The sequence below is a fragment of the Photobacterium sp. 2_MG-2023 genome, assembly GCF_030547675.1.
Taxonomy (GTDB): Bacteria; Pseudomonadota; Gammaproteobacteria; order Enterobacterales; family Vibrionaceae; genus Photobacterium; species Photobacterium arenosum.
Genome location: NZ_JAUOQQ010000032.1, coordinates 1 through 26,440 on the forward strand (window position 1 = coordinate 1; position 26,440 = coordinate 26,440).

27 protein-coding genes and 1 tRNA gene are annotated in these 26,440 nt (G+C 51.2%); 14 read left to right on the forward strand and 14 right to left on the reverse strand.

Annotation, left to right across the window (positions count from 1 at the left end; translation table 11 throughout):
- Positions 1 to 95: 95 nt before the first annotated feature.
- Positions 96 to 172, forward strand: a tRNA-Trp gene (locus Q4491_RS19515).
- Between the two features lie 316 nt (positions 173 to 488).
- On the forward strand, positions 489 to 1,346 hold the full coding sequence (locus tag Q4491_RS19520; RefSeq protein WP_192014561.1) for an endonuclease/exonuclease/phosphatase family protein: 858 nt from the start codon (positions 489 to 491) through the stop codon (positions 1,344 to 1,346).
- On the opposite strand, the gene Q4491_RS19525 is transcribed toward Q4491_RS19520, so the two are convergent.
- The 3 genes from Q4491_RS19525 to gloB form a co-directional block, all read right to left on the reverse strand.
- A complete protein-coding gene (locus Q4491_RS19525) occupies positions 1,312 to 2,001 on the reverse strand; it encodes a YIP1 family protein (RefSeq protein ID WP_303460121.1) in 690 nt (229 codons plus the stop codon). The two genes, Q4491_RS19520 and Q4491_RS19525, sit on opposite strands and share 35 nt — an antisense overlap.
- Positions 1,998 to 3,587: a LysM peptidoglycan-binding domain-containing protein gene (locus Q4491_RS19530; protein WP_303460124.1), complete on the reverse strand. Its 1,590-nt coding sequence runs from the start codon at positions 3,585 to 3,587 to the stop codon at positions 1,998 to 2,000. Before Q4491_RS19530 ends, Q4491_RS19525 begins: the two co-directional genes overlap by 4 nt.
- Before the next feature lie 71 nt (positions 3,588 to 3,658).
- On the reverse strand, positions 3,659 to 4,417 hold the full coding sequence (gene gloB / locus Q4491_RS19535; RefSeq protein ID WP_192014564.1) for a hydroxyacylglutathione hydrolase: 759 nt from the start codon (positions 4,415 to 4,417) through the stop codon (positions 3,659 to 3,661).
- A 38-nt stretch (positions 4,418 to 4,455) separates the two neighbouring features.
- Here gloB and Q4491_RS19540 point away from each other — a divergent pair, with 38 nt between their 5' ends.
- A complete protein-coding gene (locus Q4491_RS19540) occupies positions 4,456 to 5,199 on the forward strand; it encodes a methyltransferase domain-containing protein (protein WP_192014565.1) in 744 nt (247 codons plus the stop codon).
- Between the two features lie 16 nt (positions 5,200 to 5,215).
- Here Q4491_RS19540 and rnhA read toward each other — a convergent pair whose 3' ends face one another.
- Positions 5,216 to 5,680 (reverse strand): ribonuclease HI, encoded by a 465-nt coding sequence (gene rnhA / locus Q4491_RS19545; protein WP_192014566.1) that lies wholly within the window; start codon positions 5,678 to 5,680, stop codon positions 5,216 to 5,218.
- Positions 5,681 to 5,731: 51 nt separating this feature from the next.
- Here rnhA and dnaQ point away from each other — a divergent pair, with 51 nt between their 5' ends.
- Both dnaQ and Q4491_RS19555 read left to right on the forward strand, forming a co-directional pair.
- On the forward strand, positions 5,732 to 6,463 hold the full coding sequence (gene dnaQ, locus Q4491_RS19550) for a DNA polymerase III subunit epsilon (RefSeq protein WP_218383886.1): 732 nt from the start codon (positions 5,732 to 5,734) through the stop codon (positions 6,461 to 6,463).
- Positions 6,464 to 6,470: 7 nt separating this feature from the next.
- Positions 6,471 to 7,727 carry a TIGR03503 family protein gene (locus Q4491_RS19555; protein WP_303460128.1) on the forward strand — a complete coding sequence of 419 codons (1,257 nt, stop codon included), beginning with the start codon at positions 6,471 to 6,473 and terminating at the stop codon, positions 7,725 to 7,727.
- A gap of 195 nt (positions 7,728 to 7,922) precedes the next feature.
- On the opposite strand, the gene fadE is transcribed toward Q4491_RS19555, so the two are convergent.
- Complete coding sequence (gene fadE, locus Q4491_RS19560) at positions 7,923 to 10,376, reverse strand: acyl-CoA dehydrogenase FadE (protein WP_192014569.1); 2,454 nt, start codon at positions 10,374 to 10,376, stop codon at positions 7,923 to 7,925.
- A 357-nt stretch (positions 10,377 to 10,733) separates the two neighbouring features.
- Between fadE and lpcA the strand changes: the two genes are divergently transcribed.
- Both lpcA and Q4491_RS19570 read left to right on the forward strand, forming a co-directional pair.
- Positions 10,734 to 11,318, forward strand: a complete 585-nt coding sequence (lpcA, locus tag Q4491_RS19565; protein ID WP_120510134.1) for a D-sedoheptulose 7-phosphate isomerase — start codon at positions 10,734 to 10,736, stop codon at positions 11,316 to 11,318.
- Positions 11,319 to 11,348: 30 nt separating this feature from the next.
- On the forward strand, positions 11,349 to 12,161 hold the full coding sequence (locus Q4491_RS19570; protein WP_192014570.1) for a class II glutamine amidotransferase: 813 nt from the start codon (positions 11,349 to 11,351) through the stop codon (positions 12,159 to 12,161).
- 65 nt (positions 12,162 to 12,226) lie between these two features.
- On the opposite strand, the gene purN is transcribed toward Q4491_RS19570, so the two are convergent.
- Together purN and purM are read right to left on the reverse strand one after the other, a co-directional pair.
- Positions 12,227 to 12,871 (reverse strand): phosphoribosylglycinamide formyltransferase, encoded by a 645-nt coding sequence (purN, locus tag Q4491_RS19575; protein WP_218383882.1) that lies wholly within the window; start codon positions 12,869 to 12,871, stop codon positions 12,227 to 12,229.
- 3 nt (positions 12,872 to 12,874) lie between these two features.
- Positions 12,875 to 13,915, reverse strand: a complete 1,041-nt coding sequence (gene purM, locus Q4491_RS19580; RefSeq protein WP_218383881.1) for a phosphoribosylformylglycinamidine cyclo-ligase — start codon at positions 13,913 to 13,915, stop codon at positions 12,875 to 12,877.
- Positions 13,916 to 14,109: 194 nt separating this feature from the next.
- On the opposite strand from purM, the gene upp reads away from it, so the two are divergent.
- Entirely contained in the window at positions 14,110 to 14,736 is a 627-nt protein-coding gene (gene upp, locus Q4491_RS19585) for a uracil phosphoribosyltransferase (RefSeq protein ID WP_192014573.1), read from the forward strand.
- Positions 14,737 to 14,812: 76 nt separating this feature from the next.
- Here upp and Q4491_RS19590 read toward each other — a convergent pair whose 3' ends face one another.
- Positions 14,813 to 16,063 (reverse strand): uracil-xanthine permease family protein, encoded by a 1,251-nt coding sequence (locus tag Q4491_RS19590; RefSeq protein ID WP_192014574.1) that lies wholly within the window; start codon positions 16,061 to 16,063, stop codon positions 14,813 to 14,815.
- A gap of 455 nt (positions 16,064 to 16,518) precedes the next feature.
- Between Q4491_RS19590 and Q4491_RS19595 the strand changes: the two genes are divergently transcribed.
- Positions 16,519 to 17,655, forward strand: coding sequence for a DUF2066 domain-containing protein (locus tag Q4491_RS19595; protein ID WP_303460141.1), 1,137 nt, complete (start codon positions 16,519 to 16,521; stop codon positions 17,653 to 17,655).
- A gap of 71 nt (positions 17,656 to 17,726) precedes the next feature.
- On the opposite strand, the gene Q4491_RS19600 is transcribed toward Q4491_RS19595, so the two are convergent.
- The 4 genes from Q4491_RS19600 to Q4491_RS19615 all read right to left on the reverse strand — a co-directional run bounded on the left by Q4491_RS19600 (position 17,727) and on the right by Q4491_RS19615 (position 20,708).
- On the reverse strand, positions 17,727 to 18,152 hold the full coding sequence (locus tag Q4491_RS19600; protein WP_192014576.1) for a DUF2069 domain-containing protein: 426 nt from the start codon (positions 18,150 to 18,152) through the stop codon (positions 17,727 to 17,729).
- Between the two features lie 46 nt (positions 18,153 to 18,198).
- A complete protein-coding gene (wrbA, locus tag Q4491_RS19605) occupies positions 18,199 to 18,777 on the reverse strand; it encodes an NAD(P)H:quinone oxidoreductase (protein ID WP_303460146.1) in 579 nt (192 codons plus the stop codon).
- A complete protein-coding gene (gene arsC / locus Q4491_RS19610) occupies positions 18,777 to 19,127 on the reverse strand; it encodes an arsenate reductase (glutaredoxin) (protein WP_303460149.1) in 351 nt (116 codons plus the stop codon). The genes wrbA and arsC overlap by 1 nt, the downstream gene beginning before the upstream one ends.
- A 108-nt stretch (positions 19,128 to 19,235) precedes the next feature.
- Positions 19,236 to 20,708 carry a M48 family metallopeptidase gene (locus Q4491_RS19615; protein ID WP_192015026.1) on the reverse strand — a complete coding sequence of 491 codons (1,473 nt, stop codon included), beginning with the start codon at positions 20,706 to 20,708 and terminating at the stop codon, positions 19,236 to 19,238.
- 157 nt (positions 20,709 to 20,865) lie between these two features.
- Between Q4491_RS19615 and Q4491_RS19620 the strand changes: the two genes are divergently transcribed.
- Genes Q4491_RS19620 through Q4491_RS19630 form a run of 3 tightly spaced genes read left to right on the forward strand, consistent with a single transcriptional unit; the run spans position 20,866 to position 23,085 of the window.
- Positions 20,866 to 21,093: a sulfurtransferase TusA family protein gene (locus tag Q4491_RS19620; protein ID WP_192015027.1), complete on the forward strand. Its 228-nt coding sequence runs from the start codon at positions 20,866 to 20,868 to the stop codon at positions 21,091 to 21,093.
- 7 nt (positions 21,094 to 21,100) lie between these two features.
- A complete protein-coding gene (locus Q4491_RS19625) occupies positions 21,101 to 22,168 on the forward strand; it encodes an AI-2E family transporter (protein WP_192014579.1) in 1,068 nt (355 codons plus the stop codon).
- 50 nt (positions 22,169 to 22,218) lie between these two features.
- Positions 22,219 to 23,085 (forward strand): DMT family transporter, encoded by an 867-nt coding sequence (locus tag Q4491_RS19630; protein WP_303460157.1) that lies wholly within the window; start codon positions 22,219 to 22,221, stop codon positions 23,083 to 23,085.
- A 51-nt stretch (positions 23,086 to 23,136) separates the two neighbouring features.
- Here Q4491_RS19630 and bcp read toward each other — a convergent pair whose 3' ends face one another.
- Both bcp and Q4491_RS19640 read right to left on the reverse strand, forming a co-directional pair.
- The gene (bcp, locus tag Q4491_RS19635) at positions 23,137 to 23,607 is read right to left on the reverse strand and encodes a thioredoxin-dependent thiol peroxidase (RefSeq protein WP_192014580.1); all 471 of its coding nucleotides are present in this window, start codon (positions 23,605 to 23,607) and stop codon (positions 23,137 to 23,139) included.
- Positions 23,608 to 23,631: 24 nt separating this feature from the next.
- On the reverse strand, positions 23,632 to 24,174 hold the full coding sequence (locus Q4491_RS19640; protein ID WP_192014581.1) for a glycine cleavage system protein R: 543 nt from the start codon (positions 24,172 to 24,174) through the stop codon (positions 23,632 to 23,634).
- A gap of 288 nt (positions 24,175 to 24,462) precedes the next feature.
- Between Q4491_RS19640 and dapA the strand changes: the two genes are divergently transcribed.
- Together dapA and bamC are read left to right on the forward strand one after the other, a co-directional pair.
- The gene (gene dapA / locus Q4491_RS19645) at positions 24,463 to 25,359 is read left to right on the forward strand and encodes a 4-hydroxy-tetrahydrodipicolinate synthase (RefSeq protein WP_027253793.1); all 897 of its coding nucleotides are present in this window, start codon (positions 24,463 to 24,465) and stop codon (positions 25,357 to 25,359) included.
- Positions 25,360 to 25,376: 17 nt separating this feature from the next.
- On the forward strand, positions 25,377 to 26,408 hold the full coding sequence (bamC, locus tag Q4491_RS19650; RefSeq protein WP_192014582.1) for an outer membrane protein assembly factor BamC: 1,032 nt from the start codon (positions 25,377 to 25,379) through the stop codon (positions 26,406 to 26,408).
- Positions 26,409 to 26,440: the final 32 nt, after the last annotated feature.

A 26,440-nucleotide genomic window follows, 5' to 3' on the forward strand; every position in this document is an offset into this window, starting at 1 on the left:
GGTAGTTCAGTTGGTTAGAATACCGGCCTGTCACGCCGGGGGTCGCGGGTTCGAGTCCCGTCCGCTCCGCCACTTATTAGCTAGAAATAGCTTGCAGGGGATTAGTTCAGCCCGGTAGAACGTCGGTCTCCAAAACCGAATGTCGGCGGTTCGAATCCGTCATCCCCTGCCACTTATAAAAAGCCTCGTCTTCGGACGGGGCTTTGTCGTTTCTGAGAGTCAGCGTGTTACGCTGATGTCGGCGGCTGGATCGTCAGCCCGCTGAGGCGCCTGTTCGATCGTCCGTCATCCTTTGCCACTTTGAAAAGCCTCGTCTCCGGACGGGGCTTTGTTGTTTCTGATATGTCCGGTCAGTGTATAAGGATACAGATTTGTGAGTCGTATTTGGGTGTTATCTTCTAAGTGGATCTGAGTTACAGAAATTGCGCTTAGGTGTGGAAAATGTCTGATGATAATATGGTCAAATCAGAGATGGATGCAGGTGCAGAATGTTCAGAAAGCTCGCCATTGTTGTTGGTTTAACCCTGCTGGTCGCCGGAGGCGGAACCTATTACTCATTTGATATCCCTGATCAAGCGCAGGTGACAGACGCAGTGCAGGGAAAACAGTATAGTATTCATTGTCTTGATGCTAAGCCGAAAGCGGCCATTGATCGGAATGGAATGCTTCAGGTTACAGTCTGGAATATCTATAAACAGCAACGTGACACTTGGCAGACAGCACTGGAAACATTCAGTGCAGACAGTGATCTGGTATTGATCCAGGAAGCCAAGCTGAGTGAGTCTTTTCGTCACTATCTGGCGCAGAGTCCATGGCAGGTCACGATGGCAAATGCGTTTGCTTTTCTGGATACGCCTGCGGGCGTGATGAACCTTTCGCGCCATCAGGCGGCACAGACATGCGCTTATCTGGCTGTTGAACCCTGGTTGCGTATTCCAAAGTCTGCGTTGCTAGCCAGATTCCCGCTGACGAATGGGCAGCAGCTGACGGTGGTGAATCTGCATGGGATAAATTTTGCGTGGGGACTGGACGAATACAGGGCACAGTTTAACGCTTTGTCAGAACAGCTTGAACAAGCCAAGGGGCCGGTATTATTGGCAGGCGACTTTAATACCTGGCGGCAAGAGCGTATGGCTGTGGTGACCCGTTTTATTGAAGAGTTGGGTCTGCATGAAGTTACCCTTGATAAAGACCTGCGTACCCGGGTTCTAGGTTGGCCACTTGATCATTTATTTTATCGTGGCCTTAAACTGGAACAGGCAGAGGCACCGGGAACCGATGCCTCAGATCATCACCCAATCATCGCCCGTTTCAGGCTGTTAGAATCAAAAGGGGCCAAACAGTAACGACCAGTAACCAAGGTAATGTAGCAATAACAATGGCTTTGGCACGCTCGATACCACACCACAGGCTGACTGCTATATAACTAAGCGCAATATACCAAGGTGCAAGCAAAGGAATGCTAGAGGCAAAAGCGGTCCAGGGATGATTCATCGGCAGTTTGATGAAAGCGTTCAGGCTGTTCAAATCAGCGGCGTTTGGCAGTACTTGCGATGGGTTGAACAGCACATTCAGATAGCTGGCCAGATCGCCAATCAGAGTTGGTAGCATAATAAAGCAGCTTGCAGCCAGCCACTTGCCGAAACTTTGCGGTGCTTTACTGTTCTTGGTCGCCAGGTTCAACCAAAGTGCCAGAAGCAGGAGGTTGGCAGTGCGACCGAAAATATCACTGAACACTTCTCCTGCAAGCAGCACTTCCCGTGATAGCCAATCAAGCTGATTTTCTTCCGTAAGCTGGGCTAACTGGTTGCGAAGTGTGTCTTGCAGCCAGGCCAAATCGACCTGATTAAAGTAACTGCCCCACAAACCAAAGGGGGTGAGTATCAATAACAGATAAGGTAACAGCGCCCATTTAGGGCGCTGGTGCAATGCAGTAAAGCAATCTACCGGTGAGCGAAACAAGTCCAGTAAAGCGATAAATGGATTGCTGGACGGCATCATACGCTCACCTTAGTGACATCAACAAACAGCTTCAGTTTTTGACCCGGCTTGAGGTACTTTTGGCTCCCCAGTTGATTCCATTTAATCACATCTGTCAATTTTACATTGAACCGATCCGCGATAGCACTGAGGTTGTCACCGGTTCGGACTTCATAATAAACCGTTCTGATCACACCGCCGTTTTGGCTGGTTTTCCAGATGTTCAGCTTCTGTCCGACGCGAAGCGTTGATTGCTTGCTTAAGCCGTTCCACTTCATCAGCTCTTTAATACTGACTTTCTGCTTTTTCGCGATGGTCCACAAACTATCACCGGATTCCACCTTGTAAATCGTGCGGTATCCGCTGCCGTGGCTAACCTGGGAGCGAACTTCGGTCAGGCTTGGAAATGCATTTTCACCATTCATAGCAACAGGGATAAGAATATACTTACCCTCTCTGATGCCTGAACCTGCCATTTTGTTAGCCCGCTGAATAAGATCAACCGAGGTATGGTGCTTCTTGGCCAGTACGCTCAGGCTGTCCCCGGCTTTGACCTGGTAGCGCACGACTTTCATGCCCTGTCGGCCATTCTCTTCAAAGGATTGATTGAACGTCGCGACATTAGCGACCGGTAGCAGGAGATGCGTTTGACCTTCGGGGGCTGTTGCCCACTGATTATAAGCAGGATTGAGCGATTTCAGTTCCGAAAGAGAAAGTCCTGCATATTTAGCGGCCATGGCTAGATCCATTTGGGTTTTTGGATCGACGGTTTCAACCGCAGGCTCATTGGCAATGAAGGGAATATCGACGCCGTATTTGCTTTGATGACGGACAATGTCAGCAACAGCTAGCAGCTTGGGAACGTATCCGCTGGTCTCTTTGGGCAGATCCAGTGACCAGAAGTCTGTAGGTTTACCGGCTTTCTTATTTTCACGAATCGCCCGGAATACTCTGCCTTCTCCTGAGTTATAAGCGGCAAGAGCATGAAGCCAGTTACCATCGAAACGGCGGTTGAGGTACTCAAGCAGGTCAAGGGCAGCTTCGGTTGACTGGACGACATCACGACGGCCGTCGTACCACCAGTTTTGCTTCAGGCCAAACTGACGGCCAGTACCTGGGATGATTTGCCACAAACCGGCCGCGCGGCCATGTGAATAGGCAAACTGATCAAATGAGCTTTCTACGATAGGCAGCAGTACCAATTCCAGCGGCATGCCACGTTTTTCGACGGCGTCAGTAATGTAGTAGAGGAAGGGTTCTGCACGTGAAGCGACAATAGTGAGATGCCCGGGGTGGCGAAGATACCAGTTGCGGTAGTAATTGACACGTTTGTTATCCGGGACATCGAGCTTGAGCTGCATGGCAATGCGTTGCCATGCATCATCCTGTTCCTGTGGTGTCACCACGGGTGCCGGCGGCGCAACATCAGCCATTGGTGTATCCAATGCGGTCACTGGCTTGTCTGCTGTGCCTGTATCTGTATTGTTATTATTTTGCGCTGCAGCTGAACTTTCCTGATTAGTTGCCACAGGCTCTTGTTGAGAATTTCCTGTTATTTGGCAACCAGCCAGAAGCAGCGCACTCGCTAAAAAAAATCGGTATTTCATGTAACCTGCCTTTAGCCAAAATCGCAGGTGATAATACTTGGCGAAAGGTGCTGGTTACAAGTGACCGTCCTTCAAAAATTGTCCTTCCAACGTCTGAGGGCTGCGAAGGTTTCCAGGTCACTGTCGTTAACCGCTTTATCTGAAACAGCTTTTTTGATACTTGGCTGATCACAACGTAAAAACGGATTGACGCGTTTTTCCAGCCCTAAAGTCGTTGGAATCGTACTTATTCCACGGGCACGTCGCTGACTGACCTCTTCACGGTAACGCTGCAGGTGAGGATTATCCTGCTCAGCAACTAACGCAAAGGCCAGGTTACTACTGGTATATTCATGCGCACAGAAAACTTCAGTTTCGTCTGGCAATGCGGTTAATTTTTGTAACGAACTGTACATCTGGGCTGCTGTGCCTTCAAAAAGGCGGCCACAGCCAGCCGAGAACAATGTATCGCCGCAGAAAAGTTTGCCATCGCCAACGTAGGCAATATGTCCCGAGGTATGGCCGGGCAAGCCTAACACCATGAAACGTTCGTCGAAAATATCGACCTGATCGCCATCTTCGACAGACTGTGTCAGTCCGGGAATGGCCTCAGATCCGGGGCCGACTATTTTACAGGCAGGAAAAGCTCGCTTAAGTTCACTGATTCCGCCAACATGATCATGATGGTGATGGGTAATCAGGATTGCTTCAAGTGTCAGATTGCTGGTGTTTAAGCAATCCAGAACAGGAGTGGCGTCACCCGGGTCAACAACAACGCAGCGATTATCCGGCCCTTGAACTAGCCAGATGTAATTGTCGTTAAATGCAGGTATGCTCTTAATAGTTAGCATGAAATTGTCTCCAGTCCTTGATGTGTGAGTCATCATTTATGAAGCCAGCCCGCACGATAAAAGAAATCGACACACCCTATTCCTGGTCTCAGCTGGTTCAGGGAGAATGGGCGGCACAAATGCTTCAGGCTCAGCTGGATGAATGGTGGCCGAGACTCTTTGGCTACCACATGCTGAAGTTGGGCGGCCTGAGCTGCGAATTTGTCAGTGGCCATTGTAACATCCGCCATCAGGTTTGTATTGATCGCGATAATCCACTTCGCAATCTTGAAGCCGATCCGATGGCATTACCTTTTCTGGAAAAATCCTTTGATGCCTGTGTGTTAGCGCATCAGCTGGATTTCTGTGGCGATCCCCATTCTCTGCTTCGGGAAGTTGACAGGGTGCTGGTCGATGACGGCTATCTGCTGATCACAGGTTTTAATCCACTGAGCTTGCACGGTATGCGGGGGCTGTTGCCCTGGAACCGGAAACGTGCGCCTTGGTCGGGACGCATGTTCATGCCTATCCGAGTCAAAGACTGGCTGGGGGTGCTGAATTACGAAGTCGTGTTTCATGAAAACCTGGCGATATTACCGCCCACCAGATATCCGGCGTTTTCTGCCTGGGCAGAAAGTATGCTATCGGGCTCCTTCTCCGGAGTCGGCGGGATTTATCTGATTGTGGCCAGAAAGCGAACCTTTCCACTCAAGCCGATCAAGCCAAGCTGGAAGCTGCGGCGACAACTCACGCCAATCAGTGTGAATTGCCGCACTCAGGCTAATAAGAAGCAGTCGGGATAATACCGACTGAGAGCAGTCAGCTTTCCTGGTAACCGGTATCGTCTTTCGAGGGGGATTCGGCCGCCTGGCGGGCCAGCTCGTCACAGCGTTCATTTTCGGGATGGCCGGCATGGCCTTTTACCCAGTGCCAGCGCACTTGATGGCGTTGCGTTTCCTGTTCCAACTGCTGCCACAGATCAGCATTTTTGACCGGTTTTTTATCTGCCGTTTTCCAGCCGCGCTTTTTCCAGTTGTGGATCCACTGTGTGATACCCTGACGCACATATTGGCTATCAGTGGTCAAATCAACGTCGCAAGACTCTTTGAGGCTGGCCAGTCCGACTATGGCTGCTAACAATTCCATGCGATTATTGGTGGTCATGAAGAAGCCATCATTGAGCTCTTTGACATGGCCTTTATAACGTAAAATTGTGCCATAGCCGCCTGGACCTGGGTTGCCGAGGCAAGAACCGTCGGTGAAAATCTCTACCTGCTTGGTCATCTTTGGTAGTATTCATCTTTATTAAAACTCTAGTCTGACATAACCGATACTATGAAAGCCACCAATGAACGCATAATTGTATTTGATACCGAAACCACAGGTATGAATATGACCGGCCCTCACTATGAAGGGCATCGCATCGTTGAAATCGGTGCTGTGGAAATCGTTAACCGAAAATTCACCGGACGGACTTTTCACGTCTACATCAAACCGGATCGGCCGATTGATCCAGAAGCCGTTGCCGTTCATGGTATTACGGATGATTTTCTGCGCGATAAGCCGTCTTATGCTGACATCCATCACGAGTTCATGGATTTTATCCGCGGTGCTGAGCTGGTCGCACATAACGCCCCCTTCGATATCGGCTTCATGGATTATGAATTCAGGAAGCTGGATCCTTCTATCGGAAAAACCACCGACTTTTGCTCGGTGACCGATACCCTGGACATGGCGAAGAAAATCTTCCCGGGTAAACGCAACAATCTGGACATACTTTGTTCGCGCTACGGTATTGATAACTCCCACCGTACGCTGCATGGCGCTTTGCTCGATGCTGAGATCCTGGCCGATGTTTATCTGATGATGACGGGCGGGCAGACCTCACTGGCATTAAATGCCGCCGGTGAAGAAAGTGACAGCGGTGCAGAAAGCGGGATACGTCGTCTTGCCTCGGGAAGGAAAACATTAAAGATTATCCGTGCTTCTGCCGATGAACTAGAAGCGCATGAAGCGCGTTTAGATATCATCGAGAAAAAAGGTGACGTCACACTCTGGCGTCGATAGGAGAAGCATGCGAAGGCTAGCGTTACTGTCTACATTGATCCCGGTGCTGCTTGGTACGCAAAGCGTGCAGGCTGCGTCCTGGCTGGACAACCGATTCCGGGTTGATCCTACCATCAAGCAAGTGGCCTTCGTGGTAGAAAGAGAATCCGAGAACCAGAATGTGGTCTTGGTCAGGCCGGACGGGCAGAAATACTATCCGTGGCGGCATCCGGATAATGTCGCCTGGCACGAAGAACCGGGCAGAGACATCATTACGATTGAAAACCCGATGCCGGGCCCCTGGCAGGCGGTTGGCCGGGTCAGTGATAAGAATCAGGTCAAGGTGCTTTCAAACCTGAAGCTGGATGTGGCACCGTTGCCGGAAAGATTATATCAGAGCGAATCTTACAAATTCACTGCTCGCCTGACACAAGATGGTGAGTTGCTCACTGACCGGGATTTTCTCGACAGCGTCAAGATGTCGGTGAACTTCTTTGAATATGTGGACGAGCCTGAAACGCAATCTGAAGATGCTTTGCCCACCCCTCTGTCATTGGGCGAGTTTGCCGATGATGGGCTGAATCTTGATGAAGCCCCCGGCGACGGTGTGTTTACCGTCGCCCTGCCGGTACATATCCAGCCGGGGCGATACCGGGTGAATATCACCTCTGGCAATGGTATTTTTCTCCGTACTCATGAGCAGCAGGTCATGGTTTACCCGCCACCGGTATTATCCACCTTCATTCAGGCGAGAGCGCAGGAAGATTCCCATAAGTTGGTGGTGACCTCTGATGAAGGCATGATTGAGCCGGGCTCTGTGTCGGTGCATGTTGAGCAGGATGCACCGGATGGCAGCGTGACTATCAGCCAGGAACAGTCTCAGCCAGAGACAACCAATGTGGACGTTACCGTTCCTAACCTGCAACAGCCTGGAAGCTATGCCTGGTCTGGGTGGGTGTATGCTACGGATACTTATCAAAAGCGGCCTTTGGTTTTCCCGTTAGAGAAAAGTCATTTTGCCATTACGTCAGTTCTGCAATTAGATAAGAACCTGGCAGAGTACCGTGCCCGACAAGAAGAAAAAGCCAGACTTGAAGCTGAAAAACAGCGACTTGAGGAACAACTGGCCGCCCGCAGTCAGGCATGGAAGGTGATTCTGGCGGGTAACGGTGTGATGGTATTGATGGCGCTTGTCTTTGTGATGCTGAGAAAAAGGCGAACAAAACCGGTTGCTGCAGAACCGGAAGCGCCTAAATTGGAAATACCACCGGATGTCAAAGTCTAGCCGCGTAAAGGTGCGGTGAATCCTGAACTCGGCTTTATACTAATCAGGCCAGTGAATCAGATGAAAAGAAAAAGGGAAGCGCAATGCTTCCCTTTTGGTTGTCACCCCTAAACCACCGCCTATGGCGGTGGTGATTGTTTGTGCTTTCAACAAGCAGATGTGTTTACGCAAGCAGGCAGATACGTAAGCAAATAGTTACGCAGCATTTTCAATGTTTTTCTGCGTATCGGCCATGCCTGCGACTAAACGCTGGGGGTCGAAGTCATCCACATTGATAGTGCGCAGACGACCAGTTTCAGCACGTCGTAGCAGCTCAGCTTCATCTTCGTTGATAGCTTTCAACTCCAGGCCGGTGTCGGCCACTTTATCCAGCTGCATGAACGGCAGTTTTTTACCTGCAGCCTGGCACACCCGGTCGTATAAAGGCTCAGCAGCCAGAATGTCTTTCAGCGCTTCTTCCATCATACCCACGGGGTTAGTCTCAATGGCTTCAAGGAACTGGCCGCGGCCTAACCGGTCACGGGTTTCACTTGGTGTTTGCAGCATGACGGCCAGCTTGTGATCCAGTTTGTCGCTAGGTTGAACACGAGACAGACCACGTGGCAAGATCAGCACGCGTAGCAGCCCGGCAACGGCACGGTTAGGGAAGTTGCGCAGGAACTGGTCGATGGCTTGCTCGGTCTGATACAGCGCATCCTGCAGGCCCCAGTGAACCAGCGGCAGATCTTCTTGCTTACTGCCGTCATCGGCATAACGTTTCAGGGTTGCAGAAGCCAGATACAGCTGGCTCAGGATATCACCCAGACGCGCCGACAGGCGTTCTTTACGCTTCAGTGAGCCACCCAGAACAGCCATGGACATATCAGACAGCAAAGCCATGTTGGCACTGTAGCGGTTCAATTGCTGGTAATAACGTTTAGTGGCGTCTTTACGCGGCGAAGAAGATCCGCGACCGTCGGTCAGGCCCAGCCAGAATGAGCGCATCAAATTACTGATCACAAAGCCAACATGCCCAAACAGCGCATCGTCAAAGTCGATCAGTGCCTGACGCTGGTCTTCGTTGTAGGCGGCATTCATTTCTGTCAGCACATAGGGATGACAGCGAATGGCACCCTGACCATAAATAATCATGGAGCGGGTCAGGATATTGGCGCCTTCCACAGTGATCGCGATAGGTGCCCCCTGATAGCCACGCGCCAGGAAGTTACTTGGACCCAGGCAGATGCCTTTACCGCCGATGATGTCCATCGCGTCTATGATTCCGCGCTGGCTGCGGTGAGTACAGTGGTATTTCACGATGGCAGAAATAACCGACGGCTTTTCACCGAGATCAATACCGGAGACAGTCAGGCTGCTGGCAGCGTCCAGCACATAAGCATTACCGGCAATACGTGCCAGCGGCTCTTCAATACCTTCCATCTTACCGATAGGCAGCTTGAACTGGCGACGGATACGTGAGTAGGCGCCGGTTGCCAGGGCTGTTGTTTTCAGGCCACCTGTGGTGTTTGATGGCAGTGTGATACCGCGGCCAACCGACAGGCATTCCACCAGCATACGCCAGCCTTGCCCTGCCATTTCCTGACCACCAATGATGTAGCTCAGCGGAACGAAGATTTTATCGCCCTGAGTCGGACCATTCTGGAACGGCACGTTGAGTGGGAAGTGGCGGCGACCTATCTTCACGCCGTCTAAATGCGTCGGGATCAGAGCACAGGTGATACCCAGCTCTTCTTCATCGCCCATCAAATGCTCTGGATCGTACAGCTTGAAAGCCAGACCCAGAACCGTGGCCACGGGAGCCAGCGTGATATAACGCTTGTTCCAGGTCAGCTCCATACCCAGGATTTCTTCGCCCTGCCACTGGCCTTTTTTGACAATACCGAAATCTGGAATCGCGCCGGCGTCAGAGCCTGCCTCAGGACTGGTCAGAGCAAAACAGGGAATTTCTTTACCTGCCGCGAGGCGAGGAAGGTAGTGGTTTTTCTGCTCTTCTGTACCGTAGTGTTGCAGCAGCTCACCCGGACCTAATGAGTTAGGCACGCCAACGGTAGATGACATCACCATAGACACACTGGACAGCTTTTGCAGCACCAGTGATTGCGCATAAGCCGAAAACTCCAGACCACCGAACTCTTTCTTGATGATCATGGCAAAGAATTTCTTGTCTTTCAGGTACTGCCAGACTTCCGGAGGGAGATCGGCCATATCATGAGTGACTTCAAAGTCATTGACCATACGGCAGACTTCATTGACCGGGCCTTCCAGGAAAGCTTTCTCTTCTGCACTCAGGCGTGGCGCAGGAATATCATGCAGCTTGTTCCAGTCCGGCGCACCGCGGAACAGATCCGCTTCCCACCAGACAGTGCCGGCGTCGATCGCTTCTTTTTCCGTCCGCGACATTTCCGGCATCACGCCTTTGAAGGCTTTCAGTGCCGGTTTGCTGAGTAATTTCTGACGGATTGCCTGCAGATTCAGCGGCAATGCAATAATCAGGAAAGCCAGCCAGCTGTATTCGCCGGTGATATCCAGCACAGTACCAACAGCAAGCGCTACGGCGAAAACAAGGGTGAAGGTTCTGAGGCTGGCTCTGTGATAAGCGAGCACTCCGGTTATCCCCAACAACCCCAGCAGGTACACGAGTGTAGCCATTGTTTCTTCTCCTTATTAGAGATATTCCCTTAGGGTATTTTTAATGAGTTTTGTATTCGGGTAAGAGGTCATACCACTTGATTTGATTGTAAGTTAATCTTTAGCGAAATGTAAAAATCTTTTTTTGATTTTGCTGAGTAGGTTCTCATCGCCATTGGAGGACAGGGGCGACAAAAAGGCGGAAAAAGTGGCAGGAAATCGGTTTCCCTGTTCGCCGGGACGCTGATATGAGGGGAAAATCACTGCAATTGCTGCCCGGTCAGTCGACACTTCCTAGTGTTTGTGGGTAAACTGCCTGTCAGGGCATATCCGGCAGGGAATTCCTTGCTTTACACAACAAATCACAGAGAAAAGCCTATGTACCAAGATCTCATTCGTGCCGAACTGACTGAAGCGGCGGACGTACTGAACCGATTCATCAGCGATGAAAAAAATCTGGCGGATATTCAGGCTGCCGCAAAGCTGCTGGCAGATTCTTTCAAACAAGGCGGTAAGGTTTTGTCCTGCGGCAACGGCGGCTCGCACTGTGATGCGATGCACTTTGCCGAAGAGCTGACGGGCCGCTACCGGGATAACCGTCCTGGCTATCCGGGCATTGCGATCTCTGATCCCAGCCATCTGTCTTGTGTCAGTAACGACTTTGGTTATGAATATGTGTTTTCCCGTTACCTGGAAGCGGTTGGTGCGAAAGGCGATGTACTGTTTGGTTTGTCAACGTCCGGTAATTCAGCGAATATTTTGAAGGCCATAGAAGCGGCAAAAGCGAAAGGCATGAAAGTGATTGCACTGACAGGCAAAGACGGCGGCAAAATGGCCGGTATTGCGGATGTGGAAATTCGTGTGCCGCATTTTGGTTATGCTGATCGTATTCAGGAAATTCACATTAAGATCATCCATATTCTTATCATGCTGGTTGAAAAGGAAATGGAAGGGGCCGAGTAATTCGGCAACCTGACTGAGGGAAAAGGAAACATGTGTGAATTGCTTGGCATGAGTGCCAACGTACCTACTGATATTTGTTTCAGTTTCACCGGTCTGATGCAACGTGGTGGGCGCACAGGCCCGCACGCAGACGGCTGGGGCATTACCTTCTATGAGGGTAAAGGGTTTCGTACATTCAAAGATCCCAAACCCAGTTGCCATTCTAAAATTGCTGAGTTGGTGCAACAGTATCCGATTAAAAGCTGTGCAGTGATCAGCCATATCAGACAGGCGAACCGGGGTGGGGTGTGTCTGGAAAATACCCATCCCTTTACCCGTGAGCTATGGGGACGCTATTGGACCTTCGCACATAATGGCCAGCTGACAGGGTATGAAACCCTGGAAGCGGGGCGCTATCAGTCAGTCGGAGATACAGACAGTGAAATTGCCTTTTGCTGGTTGATGAATCAGATTGACAGCAAATTTCCTCAGCCACCGGATGACTGGAGCCAGATTTTTGAGGTGGTGGCTGAGTGTTGCGATGAGCTGAGGAAGCTCGGTGTATATAACATGCTGCTCAGTGATGGTGAGTTTGTACTGGCTTATTGTACTAATAACCTGCACTGGATCACCCGGCGGGCACCTTTTGGCAAAGCTTCGCTGATTGATGAAGATGTCACCATTGATTTTCAGAAAGAGACCACACCGAATGATGTGGTGACTGTGATTGCGACTCAGCCGCTGACTAATGATGAGCGCTGGCACAAAATGGCAACGGGCGAATTTGCGGTATTCCATTATGGCGAATTGATCAATAAGCGCGTGCTGGACGTACCGGAAGATCCTCCGCCGTCACTAACTTAACCTTGTTTTCTGGATATAAAAAATGCGGCTTTATAGCCGCATTCTTGTATTCAGCACCTGAAAGATCACTCTTCTGAGGCGTAACCCTGTTGTGGCAGACGTTTGCCGTCCAACAAGGCAGCATCATCTTGCATGATCACTCGTCCTTGCAGGAACCACTGACACACCAATGGGTAAATTCTGTGCTCTTGCTGCTGAACCCGCGCCATAACATCTTCAGCCGTATCATCTGAAAAAATCGGCACTTTGGCTTGCAGAATAACCGGGCCACCGTCTAACTCTTCCGTGACAAAGTGCACACTGGTGCCGTGTTCCTGATCGCCGGCATCCAGCGCACGCTGGTGAGTGTGCAGACCGGTATACTTAGGCAGCAGGGAGGGGTGGATGTTCAGCATACGGCCATGGTAGTGACTGACAAAGTCGCCACTCAGGATACGCATGTAGCCAGCCAGCACCACTAAGTCCGGCTGATACCCATCGATGAGATCTGCCAGCGCGCGATCAAAGCTGTCGCGGTCGGCGTAATCTTTTGCAGCGAGATGGGCCGTCGCAATACCGGCCAGTCGCGCACGCTCCAACCCGTAGGCGTCCGATTTATTGGAGATAACGGCTGCAATGCGGCCGTTATCTATCACGCCGTTTTCACAGGCATCTATGATGGCCTGTAAATTAGAGCCGCTGCCTGATATGAGGACAACAATGTTTTTCATTGTTTAGCGAATCTCCACCTGGGCTTCACCCTCGGCAGCATCCGCAATGGTTCCCAGCAGCCAGGCACTCTCACCTTCAGCGTTGAGCAGGGCAACAGCTTGCTCCGCCTGTGTCTGAGGCAGGGCAATGACCAGGCCAACACCACAGTTAAAGGTACGGTACATTTCATGCGTTTCCACATTGCCTGCGGTTTGCAGCCAGTTGAATACAGCCGGCCATTCCCAGCTTTTGCCATCAATGATCGCTTTTGTACCTTGTGGCAGTACGCGTGGGATGTTCTCCCAGAAACCGCCACCGGTAATGTGAGAGATGGCGTGCAGTTCGCAGCTTTCCATCATCTTCAGTACGGATTTCACGTAAATGCGGGTTGGCTCCAGCAGGTGGTCAGCTAAAGGTTTACCTTCCAGATCCTGAGTCAGATCGGCTTGAGACACTTCAAGGATTTTACGGATCAGAGAATAGCCGTTTGAGTGCGGGCCACTGGATGCGACGGCAATCAGTGCATCGCCTGCTTTCACTTTGGTGCCATCGATGATCTCAGACTTTTCCACGACACCGACACAAAATCCGGCTACGTCGTAATCTTCACCATGGTACATGCCCGGCATTTCTGCCGTTTCACCACCGATCAATGCACAGCCAGACTGTACACAACCTTCACCGATACCGCTCACTACGCTTGCTGCTGTGTCTACGTCCAGCTTGCCCGTTGCATAGTAGTCGAGGAAAAACAGTGGTTCTGCACCCTGTACGATCAGATCGTTCACACACATGGCGACCAGGTCGATACCAATGGTGTCGTGCTTTTTCAGATCCATCGCCAGACGCAGCTTGGTTCCTACCCCGTCTGTGCCAGAAACAAGTACAGGTTCTTTGTACTTGGTCGGCAGTGAGCACAGGGCGCCAAATCCACCCAGACCACCCATGACTTCAGGACGAGTTGTGCGTTTGACTACACCTTTGATTCGATCAACCAAGGCATTCCCTGCATCAATATCGACACCTGCATCTTTGTAACTAAGAGAAGAATGATTACCGCTCACAACAGATCCTCACCGGTTAAATCGCAAAATCCGCAGTATGATAACAGCAGTCAGGGCGGAAAGGAAAACGTTTGCGTCAAATATTCCTGGTGGGGGAATGCTAAGCAGATAAGCTGCTATTCCCTACCTGTAAGACTATGGACTAGTGTATAATAGATCGATTTTTTTGAAATTTTGTTGTGTAGGAGTCCAAGATGAAAGTCGTTGAGGTAAAACACCCGCTGGTGAAGCATAAAATTGGCCTGATGCGTGAAGCCGACATCAGCACCAAGCGGTTCCGCGAGCTGGCGACTGAGGTGGGAAGCCTGCTGACTTATGAAGCGACGTCTGACTTCGAAACAGAGACAATTACCATTGAAGGTTGGAATGGCCCGGTTGAGGTTGATCAAATCAAAGGTAAGAAAGTGACAGTGGTGCCGATTCTGCGTGCCGGCCTGGGTATGATGGACGGTGTGCTGGAACATATGCCAAGTGCCCGCATCAGTACTGTCGGTATTTATCGTGATGAGGAAACGCTGGAGCCTGTGCCTTATTTCCATAAGCTGGCATCAAACATTGATGAGCGTATGGCGCTGGTGGTTGATCCTATGCTGGCGACCGGTGGTTCTATGATTGCCACTATTGATTTGCTGAAAGAGCACGGCTGTAATGCCATTAAAGTGCTGGTGCTGGTGGCAGCGCCTGAGGGCATTGCGGCTCTTGAGAAAGCGCACCCGGATGTAGAGCTGTACACAGCGGCTATCGATCAGAAGCTGAACGACAAAGGCTATATCGTCCCAGGTCTGGGTGATGCCGGTGACAAAATCTTTGGCACTAAGTAACAGCAGTTAACGCGCATAAAAAAACCGGCAGTTCGCCGGTTTTTTTGACTCTGTCTATTGGCTCAGAATAATGGGATCAGACGTCGTTAGAACCCATTTGTGCATTATCCACCACTTTGCTTTCACCCAAGTCTTTCGGCAGCACCAGGTTCAGGACAATGGCAACGATACCGCACAAGCTGATGCCCTGCAGGCTGAATTCGCCAATGCCAAACGCCATACCGCCAATACCGAACACCAGAGTCACAGCCACAATCACCAGATTGCGTGATTTGTGCAGATCGACCTGATGCTTAATCAGAGTATTCAGCCCTACTGTCGCGATAGAGCCGAACAGCAAAATCATGATACCTCCCATCACCGGCACAGGTATGGTTTGCAGTGTGGCGCCCAGCTTACCGACAAAAGCCAGAATGATGGCAGTGACAGCGCTCCAGGTCATGATGGCCGGGTTGAATGCTTTGGTTAGCATAACGGCACCTGTGACTTCTGAATAAGTGGTATTAGGCGGCGCGCCAAACATGGATGCGGCAATGGTTGCCACGCCGTCACCGGCCATGGTGCGGTGCAGACCCGGTTTTTTGAGATAGTCTTTGCCCGTCACATTCGAAATGGCCAGCATGTCACCGACGTGTTCAACAGCCGGGGCAATCGCCACAGGGATCATGAACAGAATGGCATTGATATTGAATTCTGGCATGGTGAAATTCGGCATGGCCAGCCAGCTTGCTTGCTGTACCGGTGTGAAATCGACCACACCGAATGCCAGGCTGGTGGCATAACCGGCCAGAATACCTGAGATGATAGGCACGAGCTTGAAAATGCCTTTGGCGAGTACGCTGACCAGAATAGTCACGAGCAGCGAGATACTGGCAATCCACAAAGCCACATCGCCGTTTACAATCTGGATGGCGCCATCACCACTTTTTCCCAGCGCCATGTTGACTGCCGCAGGTGCCAGCCCTAACCCGATCACCATGATGACGGGGCCGACCACCACAGGCGGAAGCAGTTTATGGATAATGCCGACCCCGCGGACTTTAATCACACTGGCCATGATCAGGTAGATCACCCCGGCCATCATCAGGCCACCGAGTGTCGCAGGGATCCCCCAGGTTTGGACGCCGTAAAGGATGGGAGCGATGAAAGCAAAAGAGGAAGCAAGGAAGATGGGGACACTGCGTTTGGTGATGACCTGGAAAAGTAAGGTGCCGATACCGGCGCCGAACAGCGCGACGTTGGGATCCAGTCCGGTTAAAAGCGGCACCAGAACCAGCGCACCAAATGCTACAAAAAGCATCTGCACACCTTGTAATATCTGCATCATTGTCACGAATCTCCCTTGGTATAAAAAAATCGCGCAATGCTAGCACAAGCGCAAACGTTTCCCCAATGATCCTGAATATTAATTTTATAGTCTTGTTATTAGTGTGGCGTGAAAGGCTAAAGCTGGCGGACTGTCTATGATTTCATCTTGCGATACGCGTAGTAAGTTTGTTCAGGACGAGAACCTCTGATGCAAGGTTAATCTGTCTGAAGAAAGAAAGCTAACTTGTCCCCGGTTTTGGTATTTTTTTATGGTAAATAACGTCATTTGTCGCTAGCTAAGGTATAGTGAGCCCTGTCAATTTGCTGACGTCAGGTTATGGCTCACTGCAGTCATAACTCTCACAACAGGATGATTCTCATCCTTTATTTACAATGATATTCGACGAGTGATTTATGTGGCGTGTTGCTTTTTTTCTTGTAGCGCTCATGGCTTTGCCGCTGCAGGCGGCTACAGTGAATACTTTATATCAGGCGCAGGTGCCTCTGCCTGATTCCGACCGGCAAACGGAGCGAACCGCACGGGTTGCCGCCTTACAACAAGTGCTGGTGAAAGTGTCCGGGCAGCGAGACATCGTCAGCAATGACGTTATCCGGAAAGCGCTGGAAAACAGCAGCTCTTATGTCAGCCAGCTGGGTTACGGCAATGAGCAGGGACAGCCGGTGCTGGAAATCAGTTTTGACAGCGAGAAAATCCGTACACTGCTGACTCAGGCCAGTGCCACGTTTTGGTCCGAGCAACGACCCACTGTGCTTGTCTGGCTGGTGGAAGAGGCTAATCGTGATCGCGCGATAGTGTGGGATCAGTCCGGTAATAGCCTGCAAGCTAGTCTGAACCTGGCGGCGGCGCACCGTGGTGTGCCAGTGCTGCTGCCCATCGGTGATTTTCAGGACGTGACCGCTATCAGTGTGCCGGATTTGTGGGGCGGATTTTCGCAGCCAATTGCGAATGCCAGCACTCGTTATCAGCCCGATGCAGTACTGATTGCGCGTGTTCAGCGTCGCAGCGACAGCATGCAGCTGGCCTGGCAACTGTATCCGAGTTCACCGGCAGCCATGCTGGATGGCAACTCAGCATCACTCGAGGGGCGTAACAGTGGAGACAGTGTGGCGGCCATTACGGCGATGATGGATCAGGTTGCCGACAATCTGGCATCACGCTATGCCGTGCAGCTGGGTGGTGCCACCGAAGGCGGTTTTGCCATTGACGTGGCTAATGTGCGCCGGGTTGAAGACTTTTTTCAGCTTGAGAAACTGCTGAAAGATCTCAGCTCAGTGGCCTCTGTGAATGCCAGCCATTTGCAGGGTGATAAGGTCCGCTTTGCGATTCAGCTGTTGAGCAACGAACAGGTGTTTGCCCGCGAGTTGAGTATGGAACCCAGGATTCAGGCACAGCCGGCTGCGTCGCTGGTGCGTGATGTCGCCTTTGATAATCAATCCGCAGAGGATACAACTCCAGCGAAGCAGGAAGGTATGATAGTGCCGACCTCCAGAGAAGGATCGGCGTCTGAGCCCTTGTCTCAGCTGGATGTGTCTGGCACTCAGGCTGCAACATCCAGCATCGGTTTGTATTACTGGAACCCAAACGCCTGATACTATTGCAGAAAATTATCGTAAAAAAGCCCCCAGGCTGAGTGCCGGGGGCTTTTTTCATCTCATTGTCTTTACTTATCGCCGTGGGCTTCCCGCTCTTCCCGCTCAACCTGAGACAGTTTTTTAAGCTTGTTGCCCAATTCCCGGCTCCGTGTCCGTGCAAACAGAATGTTGGCGAAAAAAGCCGCGGTGGCCAGTCCGAGTTCAATCAAGGCCAGCCAGCGCTCTCCGCCGTCAATCCAAAGCAGCGTCAGGGCATGCAGAAAATAGAACATCAGAATGAAGTTTGCCCAGGCGTGGGTGTAAGGCTTACCTTGCAGCATTCCTTTGAGAGGCAGCAGCAAAGGCAGTATCCACATCCCGGCAACCACATAGTTGTTCAGGTGCGGGTGGGGCGAAATCACGCTCTGCCACAGAAAAACCCACAGTAGCAGAGACAGGTTGGCTGTCAGTGCGAAGTAGCGTAATTTCTGTGTTGAAGGGCTCATCGGTTTCATATTGGTATCCGTATCCTAAAACTGCGCAGGTGCGACTGGATAATACTTATTGATGTAATTGCCTGGCCGTTTGTGCCAGCCTTTTGCCTAACGCTTGCGCCAGAGCGGCTTCATCTGGTGTCAGTCCGTCGTTTTGATTGAGGTGTGAGGCACCATAGGGAGTACCGCCAGACTGGGTGGTATGCAGCAGTGGTTCGGAGTAAGGCAGTCCTAATACCAGCATGCCGTGATGCAGAAGCGGTAACAGCATGGACTGCAGTGTTGTCTCCTGTCCGCCATGCATTGAAGACGATGCGGTAAACACGCAGGCAGGTTTGCCAATCAGGCTGCCCGAGAGCCATTGCGCACTGGTACTGTCGATGAAGTGTTTCAGTGGCGCGGCCATATTGCCAAAGCGAACAGGGCTGCCCAGGGCCAGCCCCTGGCACTGCTCCAGATCAGCGACAGTCACAAAGGGATCGCCGTTGTCCTGAGCGTTTTCCAGCTCGCCGTTTGCACGTATCTCAGGGACGGTACGCAGTACCGCCTCACATCCATCAATCTGGCCAATGCCGCGGGCTATCTGTCTGGCGAGCTGGCGGGTGCTGCCATGGCGGCTATAGTAGAGCACCAGAATGGGCAGCATCAGAGGATATCCAGTACTTGCGCAGGCGGACGGCCAAGCGCCGCTTTGTCACCTTTGACCACGATAGGGCGCTCAATCAGTTTGGGGTGGGCAACCATAGCGTCACGCAGCGCCTGCTCAGAGACTGAGTCGTCGGCCAGATTCAGTTCTTTGTAGATGTCTTCTTTGGTGCGCATCATCTGGCGGGCAGAGTCAAATCCCAGCTTTCGCTGCAGCTCGGCTAATTGCTCAGCGGAAGGCGTCTCTTCCAGATACTTAATAATGTCTGGCTGGATGCCTTTGCTTTCAAGCAGGTTTAAAGTTTCCCGGCTTTTTGAGCAGCGTGGATTGTGATAAATAGTGACAGACATAATAGCTCCCGGATTGTCGGTATCTAATTGTTAGGTAAAGTTGTTAAGGTAAAGCCCGCCAGAATCAGCGGGCTAAATAACGGATATTAAGGTGACGTGCCGCTTTGATCAGAGATCGGCAAATCTGGCTCGTGCCAGACGCAGCTGATCGATGCGTGCGTCATATCTGGCCTGATCCAGCGAGCCGACATCGACTATCTGGCTGGCCTGAATATAATTCTGGATCGCTTTTTCCCAGTCGCCGCGTAATGCCATTACTTCCGCACGTGCTGCCAGCTCACCGTCTCTGCGTCCGATGCCGGCATAAGCCTCGGCCAGCATCCCCCAGCCGTTGATATCGGCTGGATTATCATAGGTAAAGCGGCTTAACAGCGACAGGCTGTCTTTCGCCCGGCCTGCTTCAAGGAGGGCGTGGGCCAGGTTGAGCCTGAGGACGGCATTTTCCGGGTTGGACTTAAGCGCGTGCTGTAACCGGTTAATGGCACTGTCATAGCGTTTCTGGAACAAATCTAAATCGGTTGCAGAATCAATAAAGAAACGGTTACCTGGCTCGGCCTGCAGCAGTGGCATCAGCAATTCACGTGCCTGGTCATATTTTCCGCTGTCCATATACACTACAGCCTTGCCGTAATTTACTGCCATCAGGGTGGCGCCGCGTGCTTCTTTTCCTTTGCGGTTGAACCAGTCCAGCGCATTTCGGCTGTCCAGATTGGCATATCGCGCGATGATTCTGGCCTGAGCCAGCAGATAGTTTTCCGAAACGGCTACACGGCGAGGCGGATACTGAGCAGCGCGGCTTCGGGTATCAGCAATACGGGATTCCGGTAATGGGTGAGTCAGCAACATAGCAGGTGGCGTACTGGCGTATCGGTACTGGTCGGCTAAACGGCCAAAAAAGCCCGGCATAGCCTGAACATCAAACCCGGCTTTGGCTAAGGTCGCAATGCCAATGCGGTCTGCTTCCATCTCATTGCTGCGAGTATAGTTTATCTGGCCTTGCACTGAGGCGGCGGTGGTCGCCTGCATGGCAGCAATACCTGCTTCCGGTGAGGCAATCGCCAGCATGAGTGAGCCAATCAGAGCAGCCATAGTGGCAGGTGATTTCTTGGCTTGATCTTCCATGCTTCTGGCCAGATGGCGCTGAGTGATGTGGGCAATTTCGTGCGCCATTACAGAGGCCAGCTCACTTTCACTTTGGGCATGCAAGAACAGTCCGCTGTGCAGGGCAACGTGGCCGCCAAAAAAAGCAAAGGCGTTCACTTCCCGGTTCTGAATCAGAAAAAACTCAAACGGAGTGCGCACATCCTGCGCATTGGCCACTAATCTGTGCCCCAGATCTTTGACATATTCGGACAGTAAAGGGTCATTAATGATAGGTTTACTGGCTCGCAGCAAGCGCATATAAGCATCACCGTACTCCAGCTCTTTTTCGATGGTCAGTGTCGCGGCGGCCGTTGTTCCGATCTCGGGCAGATCTTCCAAAGAAGCCTCAGCCCAGCTCACTGGCACTGTGCTAAGCAGAGCACACAGCAGCAAACAAACTGGCTTTTTGACAAATCGAAGCTTAGAAAAGGTGATCATCTTCATTCGTATGTTGATATTCCGGTTGCTGCGGGATTTGCAGTTAATCAATCTGCGCGCTTACAGGTATGACAACAAAAGCTCCAGGGTGTTTCTTTCTTGTCGTCATAATGTTATTTACAATAACTTGTTGGATAATAACCGCCTGTGCCTGAGAATGGAAATACCTAAGCTGGATTTAACCGATACCCGTTGCCCGCTGGCCTTACTGACGGCAAAGCGCACTTGCCGTCTGCTCAAAGCCGGGCAGCCGTTGGAGATACATATCTGTGATGCCGGCTCAAGAAAAGATATACCACGCTATTTGTTGAATCATGGGTTTCAGGTTCATATTCAATCAGATAACCCACAGTTACTTGTGATTACCGTTACTAGAAGGTTGTGACGCTCATATGCTCGAAATGATTAGTCGCTGGTATCAGCGCAGATTTTCTGACCCCCACGCGGTCAGTTTGGTGGCGATCCTCTTGGTGGGCTTCATCACCATCTATTTTTTCGGCAACCTCATCGCGCCTTTGCTTGCTGCAATAGTGCTCGCTTACTTACTGGAATGGCCGGTGATGTATCTGACCCGGATGAAAGTGCCACGAACGCTGGCCGTCACTCTGGTCATATTGCTGTTCGCCGGGTTAATGGTGATGGCCGTTTTCGTGTTGATTCCTGTTATTTGGCATCAGATCAGTAATTTGCTTTCTGATATGCCGAGTATGTTTAACGATCTGCAGCATTATGTGTCCAGCCTGCCAGAGCGATACCCTGAACTGGTTCAGCCGGAGCAGATAACGACTGTGATGACCAGCCTTCGCGCAAAAGTGCTGGGTATGGGCGAGAGTGCTCTGAAAGGCTCAGTGGCATCGTTGTTGAGCCTGGCGACACTGGCTGTCTATCTGATTTTGGTGCCCTTACTGGTCTTTTTCTTGCTGAAAGACAAGGATGAGATGCTCAGTGCTTTCAGCCGCATACTGCCTCGCAACCGTCGCCTGGCCAGTAAGGTCGGCGCTGAAATGAACCAGCAGATTTCGAATTATATCCGCGGTAAGGTCACTGAAATTTTTATTGTCGGTACTGTCAGTTACATCACTTTTGCGCTGCTTGATTTGCGTTATGCCTTGTTACTGGCTGTGCTGGTGGGTTTCTCGGTATTGATTCCATATATAGGCGCGGCAGCGGTGACTTTGCCTGTCGCTATGGTCGGGCTGTTCCAGTGGGGGCTGACGCCAGACTTCTGGTGGCTGCTGGTGGCCTACGGCATTATTCAGACGCTGGATGGTAATGTGCTGGTGCCTGTCCTCTTTTCTGAAGCGGTGAATCTCCATCCGGTCGCTATCATTATTTCCGTGCTGGTCTTTGGCGGGTTATGGGGCTTCTGGGGGGTGTTCTTTGCGATTCCGTTAGCCACACTGGTGAAGGCCGTTTGGAATGCATTACCGGCCACAGATCATGGCGAAGAAACCGATTAACCATCACTTAGCTAGTCAGCGCACAGCTAGTCATCGCACAGGGAAGTTACGTGAATATATCCGTGAAGATATTACTGCTGACCGGGCTGGCGATGCTGGCGTTTGCTGCCAATTCACTGCTTAACCGGGTGGCCTTGTCTGACACGACAATTGATCCCGCCAGTTTTACTCTGATTCGTTTACTGGCGGGGGCTCTGTTTTTATGGCTCATTCACGCTTACCGTCATTCAGGTAAGAAACACAAAGCGAGTGTGGGCGGCAACTGGCTGTCTGCGCTGGCACTCTTCATCTATGCAGCCGGCTTTTCTTTTGCTTACCTCAGTCTGACAGCAGCGACTGGTGCATTACTGCTGTTTGCCGCGGTGCAAATCACCATGATGGCCGTTGCGCTGAGCAAAGGTGAAAGGCTGACCTCCTTGCAAGTGATTGGTTTTACACTTGCCTTGGCAGGGCTGGTGGTACTTTTGTTACCCGGGGTGTCAGCGCCTTCCTGGCAGGGAGCTGTTCTGATGCTGATGGCGGGGGTGGCTTGGGGAGCCTATACCCTGCGAGGTAAAGGTGCTACAGATCCGCTCCAGACGACGGCAGGGAACTTTTTGCGTGCTGTGCCATTTGGTCTGGCATGCTGGTTGATATGGGGGAAAACTGAGCTGGATGTGCTCGGGGTGTGGTATGCCGTGCTTTCTGGTGGGCTAGCCTCAGGCGTCGGTTATGCGATTTGGTATACTGTCTTACCTTCGCTGAGCGCAATGATAGCGGCTACCGTTCAGCTCAGCGTGCCTGTTCTGGCGGCTGTCGGTGGTGTGCTGATGTTATCGGAGCCCGTGACACTACGATTGCTGGTCGCTTCGATGGCGATTCTGGGAGGGATAGCCATGGTTATCGGGGCCCGAAAAGTGACCAATTCAGGGCAATGACGCTGAAAGCACAAAGGCCGAGCTGACGGCCTTTGCTGAGTGTCCGCAGGACTAGCTGTTACCGTTCAGATAAGCCAGCACGACTTCGTGGTGATCTTTGGTTTTGAACTTATTAAAGACATGTTCAATGACACCGTCTTCGTTAATCAGAAAGCTGATACGGTGCAGGCCATCGTACACTTTGCCCATGAACTTTTTCTCGCCCCATACGCCAAACTGTTCGGCAACAGCATGATCTTCATCAGAGAGCAGAGTGAAGTTCAGGTTGTCGCGCTCAATGAATTTAGGCAGGCGTTTGACCGGATCAATACTGATACCCAGTACAGCGACGTTCAGCGCATCCAGCTCCGATTTGCTGTCGCGTAATCCGCAGGCTTGTACGGTGCAGCCCGGGGTCATGGCCTTAGGATAAAAATAAGCGAGTACTTTTTTACCTTTGAAGTCTTTCAGGCTGACAGGCGCACCATTCTGATCTGGCAGAGTGAAGTCAGGCGCAGGAGTACCTGCAGTCAAGGTTTGCATGTGTCGTTCCTTATCATTCGGAGGTTACTTGGGTAAATGGCCGGTAAATGTCACTGTGCCAGTGACTTGCACTGTCTGGCACAGGGCTTCAAATTCTTCCTGCAAAGACATCAGATTGCAACCTTCAGGTAGATTAGTACTGAGCTGTAAGGTGAGCTGGTCTTCTTCACCTTTACCTACTTCTTCCTGGGAGTGAGCACTGAGTGCTGAAATGTCTATTTGGCGGCTGGCACAGAAATGGGTGAACTTTTCTATCAGACCCGGGGCATCATTGCCTTCAATGTGGAAGTCGGCGGTATAGGGATAAAAGCGGTGCTCGTGCTTGGTGGTTCTTTTCATCACGGTCAGCAGATCAAACTGCTGGGCCTGAAGTGGCAGGGTTGCTTCAACCTTGGCTATCGATGCTGCCGTTCCTGACAGTAAAAGTATGAAGGTAAATTCACTGCCAAAAATAGCCAGTCGGCTGTCTTCAATATTGCAGCCGCTGAGTGAGATATGTCGGGTAATTTCATCAGTAATACCCGGGCGATCTGAGCCGATTGCGGTGATGACGAGGTAGTGTTCCATACAGTTTCACATTGATGACCTTTATGTTTGCATGGTAGCACAGCCAACTTATCTCCTGCCATGAAGTTACCTGCGCAAATGATGATATTGTTATGATTGGTATATTTTGTTGTTAAATTCGCTGGCAATGGTGCAAGCCACTGGTTTAATCCACTTTTGACAGGGGATCACAGGACAGAATTAACGAACAGGATATGGCCAGCCATGACAGCTATTTTACATTCTACTTGCTTGTGTTTACTGTCACTGAAAAGTACCATGAGAAATCAATAAAAAAGGGAGATCGACATGTTTACTGGTAGCATGGTAGCGCTAGTTACGCCCTTGGATGAAGTCGGCGAAGTTGATTACGCCAGCCTGAAATCCTTGGTTGAATATCATATTGCAGCGGGTACAGACGCGATTGTCGCTGTTGGTACCACAGGTGAGTCAGCGACTCTCACTGTTGAAGAGCACGTCAAAGTCGTGCTGAAGACAGTCGATTTTGCTCAGGGACGTATCCCTGTTATTGCCGGTACAGGCGCCAATGCCACCCATGAAGCCATCACTTTTAGCAAACTATTCTCGGGTACGGGCGTAGCAGCTTGCCTGACCGTCACACCGTATTACAACAAACCGACTCAGGAAGGTTTGTATCAGCATTTTAAAGCGATTTCAGAAGCCACCGATCTGCCTCAGATTCTGTATAACGTACCAGGTCGTACGTCGGTAGACATGTTGCCTGAAACGGTTGCCCGCCTGTCTAAGCTGGATAACATTATCGGCGTCAAAGATGCGACAGGTGATTTAGCCCGAGTGGAAAAAACACGGGAACTTTGTGGCAAAGATTTCCTCCAATTCAGCGGTGATGATGCAACAGGTCTGGAATTTGTGGCACGCGGCGGTCACGGCGTGATTTCTGTGACGGCGAATATTGCAGCACCAGATATGGCAACTATGTTCCAGTTGGCCTTAAAAGGAGAACTGGACGAGGCGAAAGCCATTGATGCTAAACTGATGCCGCTGCACAAGCACCTGTTTGTTGAGTCCAATCCCATTCCGGTGAAATGGGCAGCACAAAAGCTTGGACTGATTCAGCACGGCACACTGCGTTTGCCATTAACGCCACTGAGCAAAGAGGCTGAACCTGTGGTGTTGCAAGCGTTGAAAGATGCGAAACTGCTGCCTTCACTGGCTACCGCATAGGAACGTAAGAACTCTACATGAATGTGAATTACAGGCTGGCAGTTACAGCTGTCATGGTGGCTGCTTTGGCTGGCTGTTCTGGCAGTGCAGAGCGACGCCGACAGGCTAACCAGGATTTTAATTATCTGGAAACAGCGCCGTTAAGCAGCTGGAACAGCCCTAGCGGCTCAGCAGCGACGCTGTCGAACGAGTATGCGATACCGTCTAAAGAATACCCGGGCGCGATTGGCAGGGCTGTTGATATTCGCCCTCCTCAGCAAGTTCTGGCCCTGATCCCTGGTGCCAGAACTGTGCACAACAGTGATGGTACCGTTAGTTTGCAGTTAGTGAATTCGGCTGAACTGGACGAGTTGTGGACTCTGACCAAACGTATGGCAACTGAGCGTAATATTGCTCTTGATGTGAATACGGCCCGGACGCTTGAAACCGGGTGGGTGAACTGGAACAACGAAGATGAAGATACTGAGATAAGCAGTCGCTATCGGATTTCTCGTGACAGTGCCAACGACCAGAACCTGTATACCATCAAACTGCTCGACTGGCGTGAAGCCGGTGTAGAGAAACCTGTCAGTATGGTTAATCAGGAGCGTTACAGCATTCTGATGACCAACCTGGTGATGGCCAAGTACGATGCTTATGAGCGAGAGAAAGCAAGATTACGTGCCGAGGAGCTGGTGAAGCAGATCCCAATCACTATGGGCCAGGATCGTAGCGGCTTGCCTGTGATTATCGCCCGCGCGCCTTATAACGTGTTCTGGGAACGCCTGCCAAGTCTGTTGCAGACCCTGGGCTTTACTGTCGACGGGCGTAATCGCTCACAAGGCACGATCGATGTGAGCTTCCGTAACCCGGATGACAGCTTCTGGGTCGATTTAGGCATTCAGCCTCTGCAGTTGGAAAACCGCGAATATAAGTTGCAGCTGGGGGATTTGGGTAACCGGACTTCGATCACAGTGACAGATGAAGACGGAAAACCGATCACAGACGAGGCATTAGAAAGTATTGCTCCGGTATTAGCCGCTGTGATTGACAAAGATAATCAGAAGTAATTTTTTTCTGATTCTTATCGCGACAACAGTTA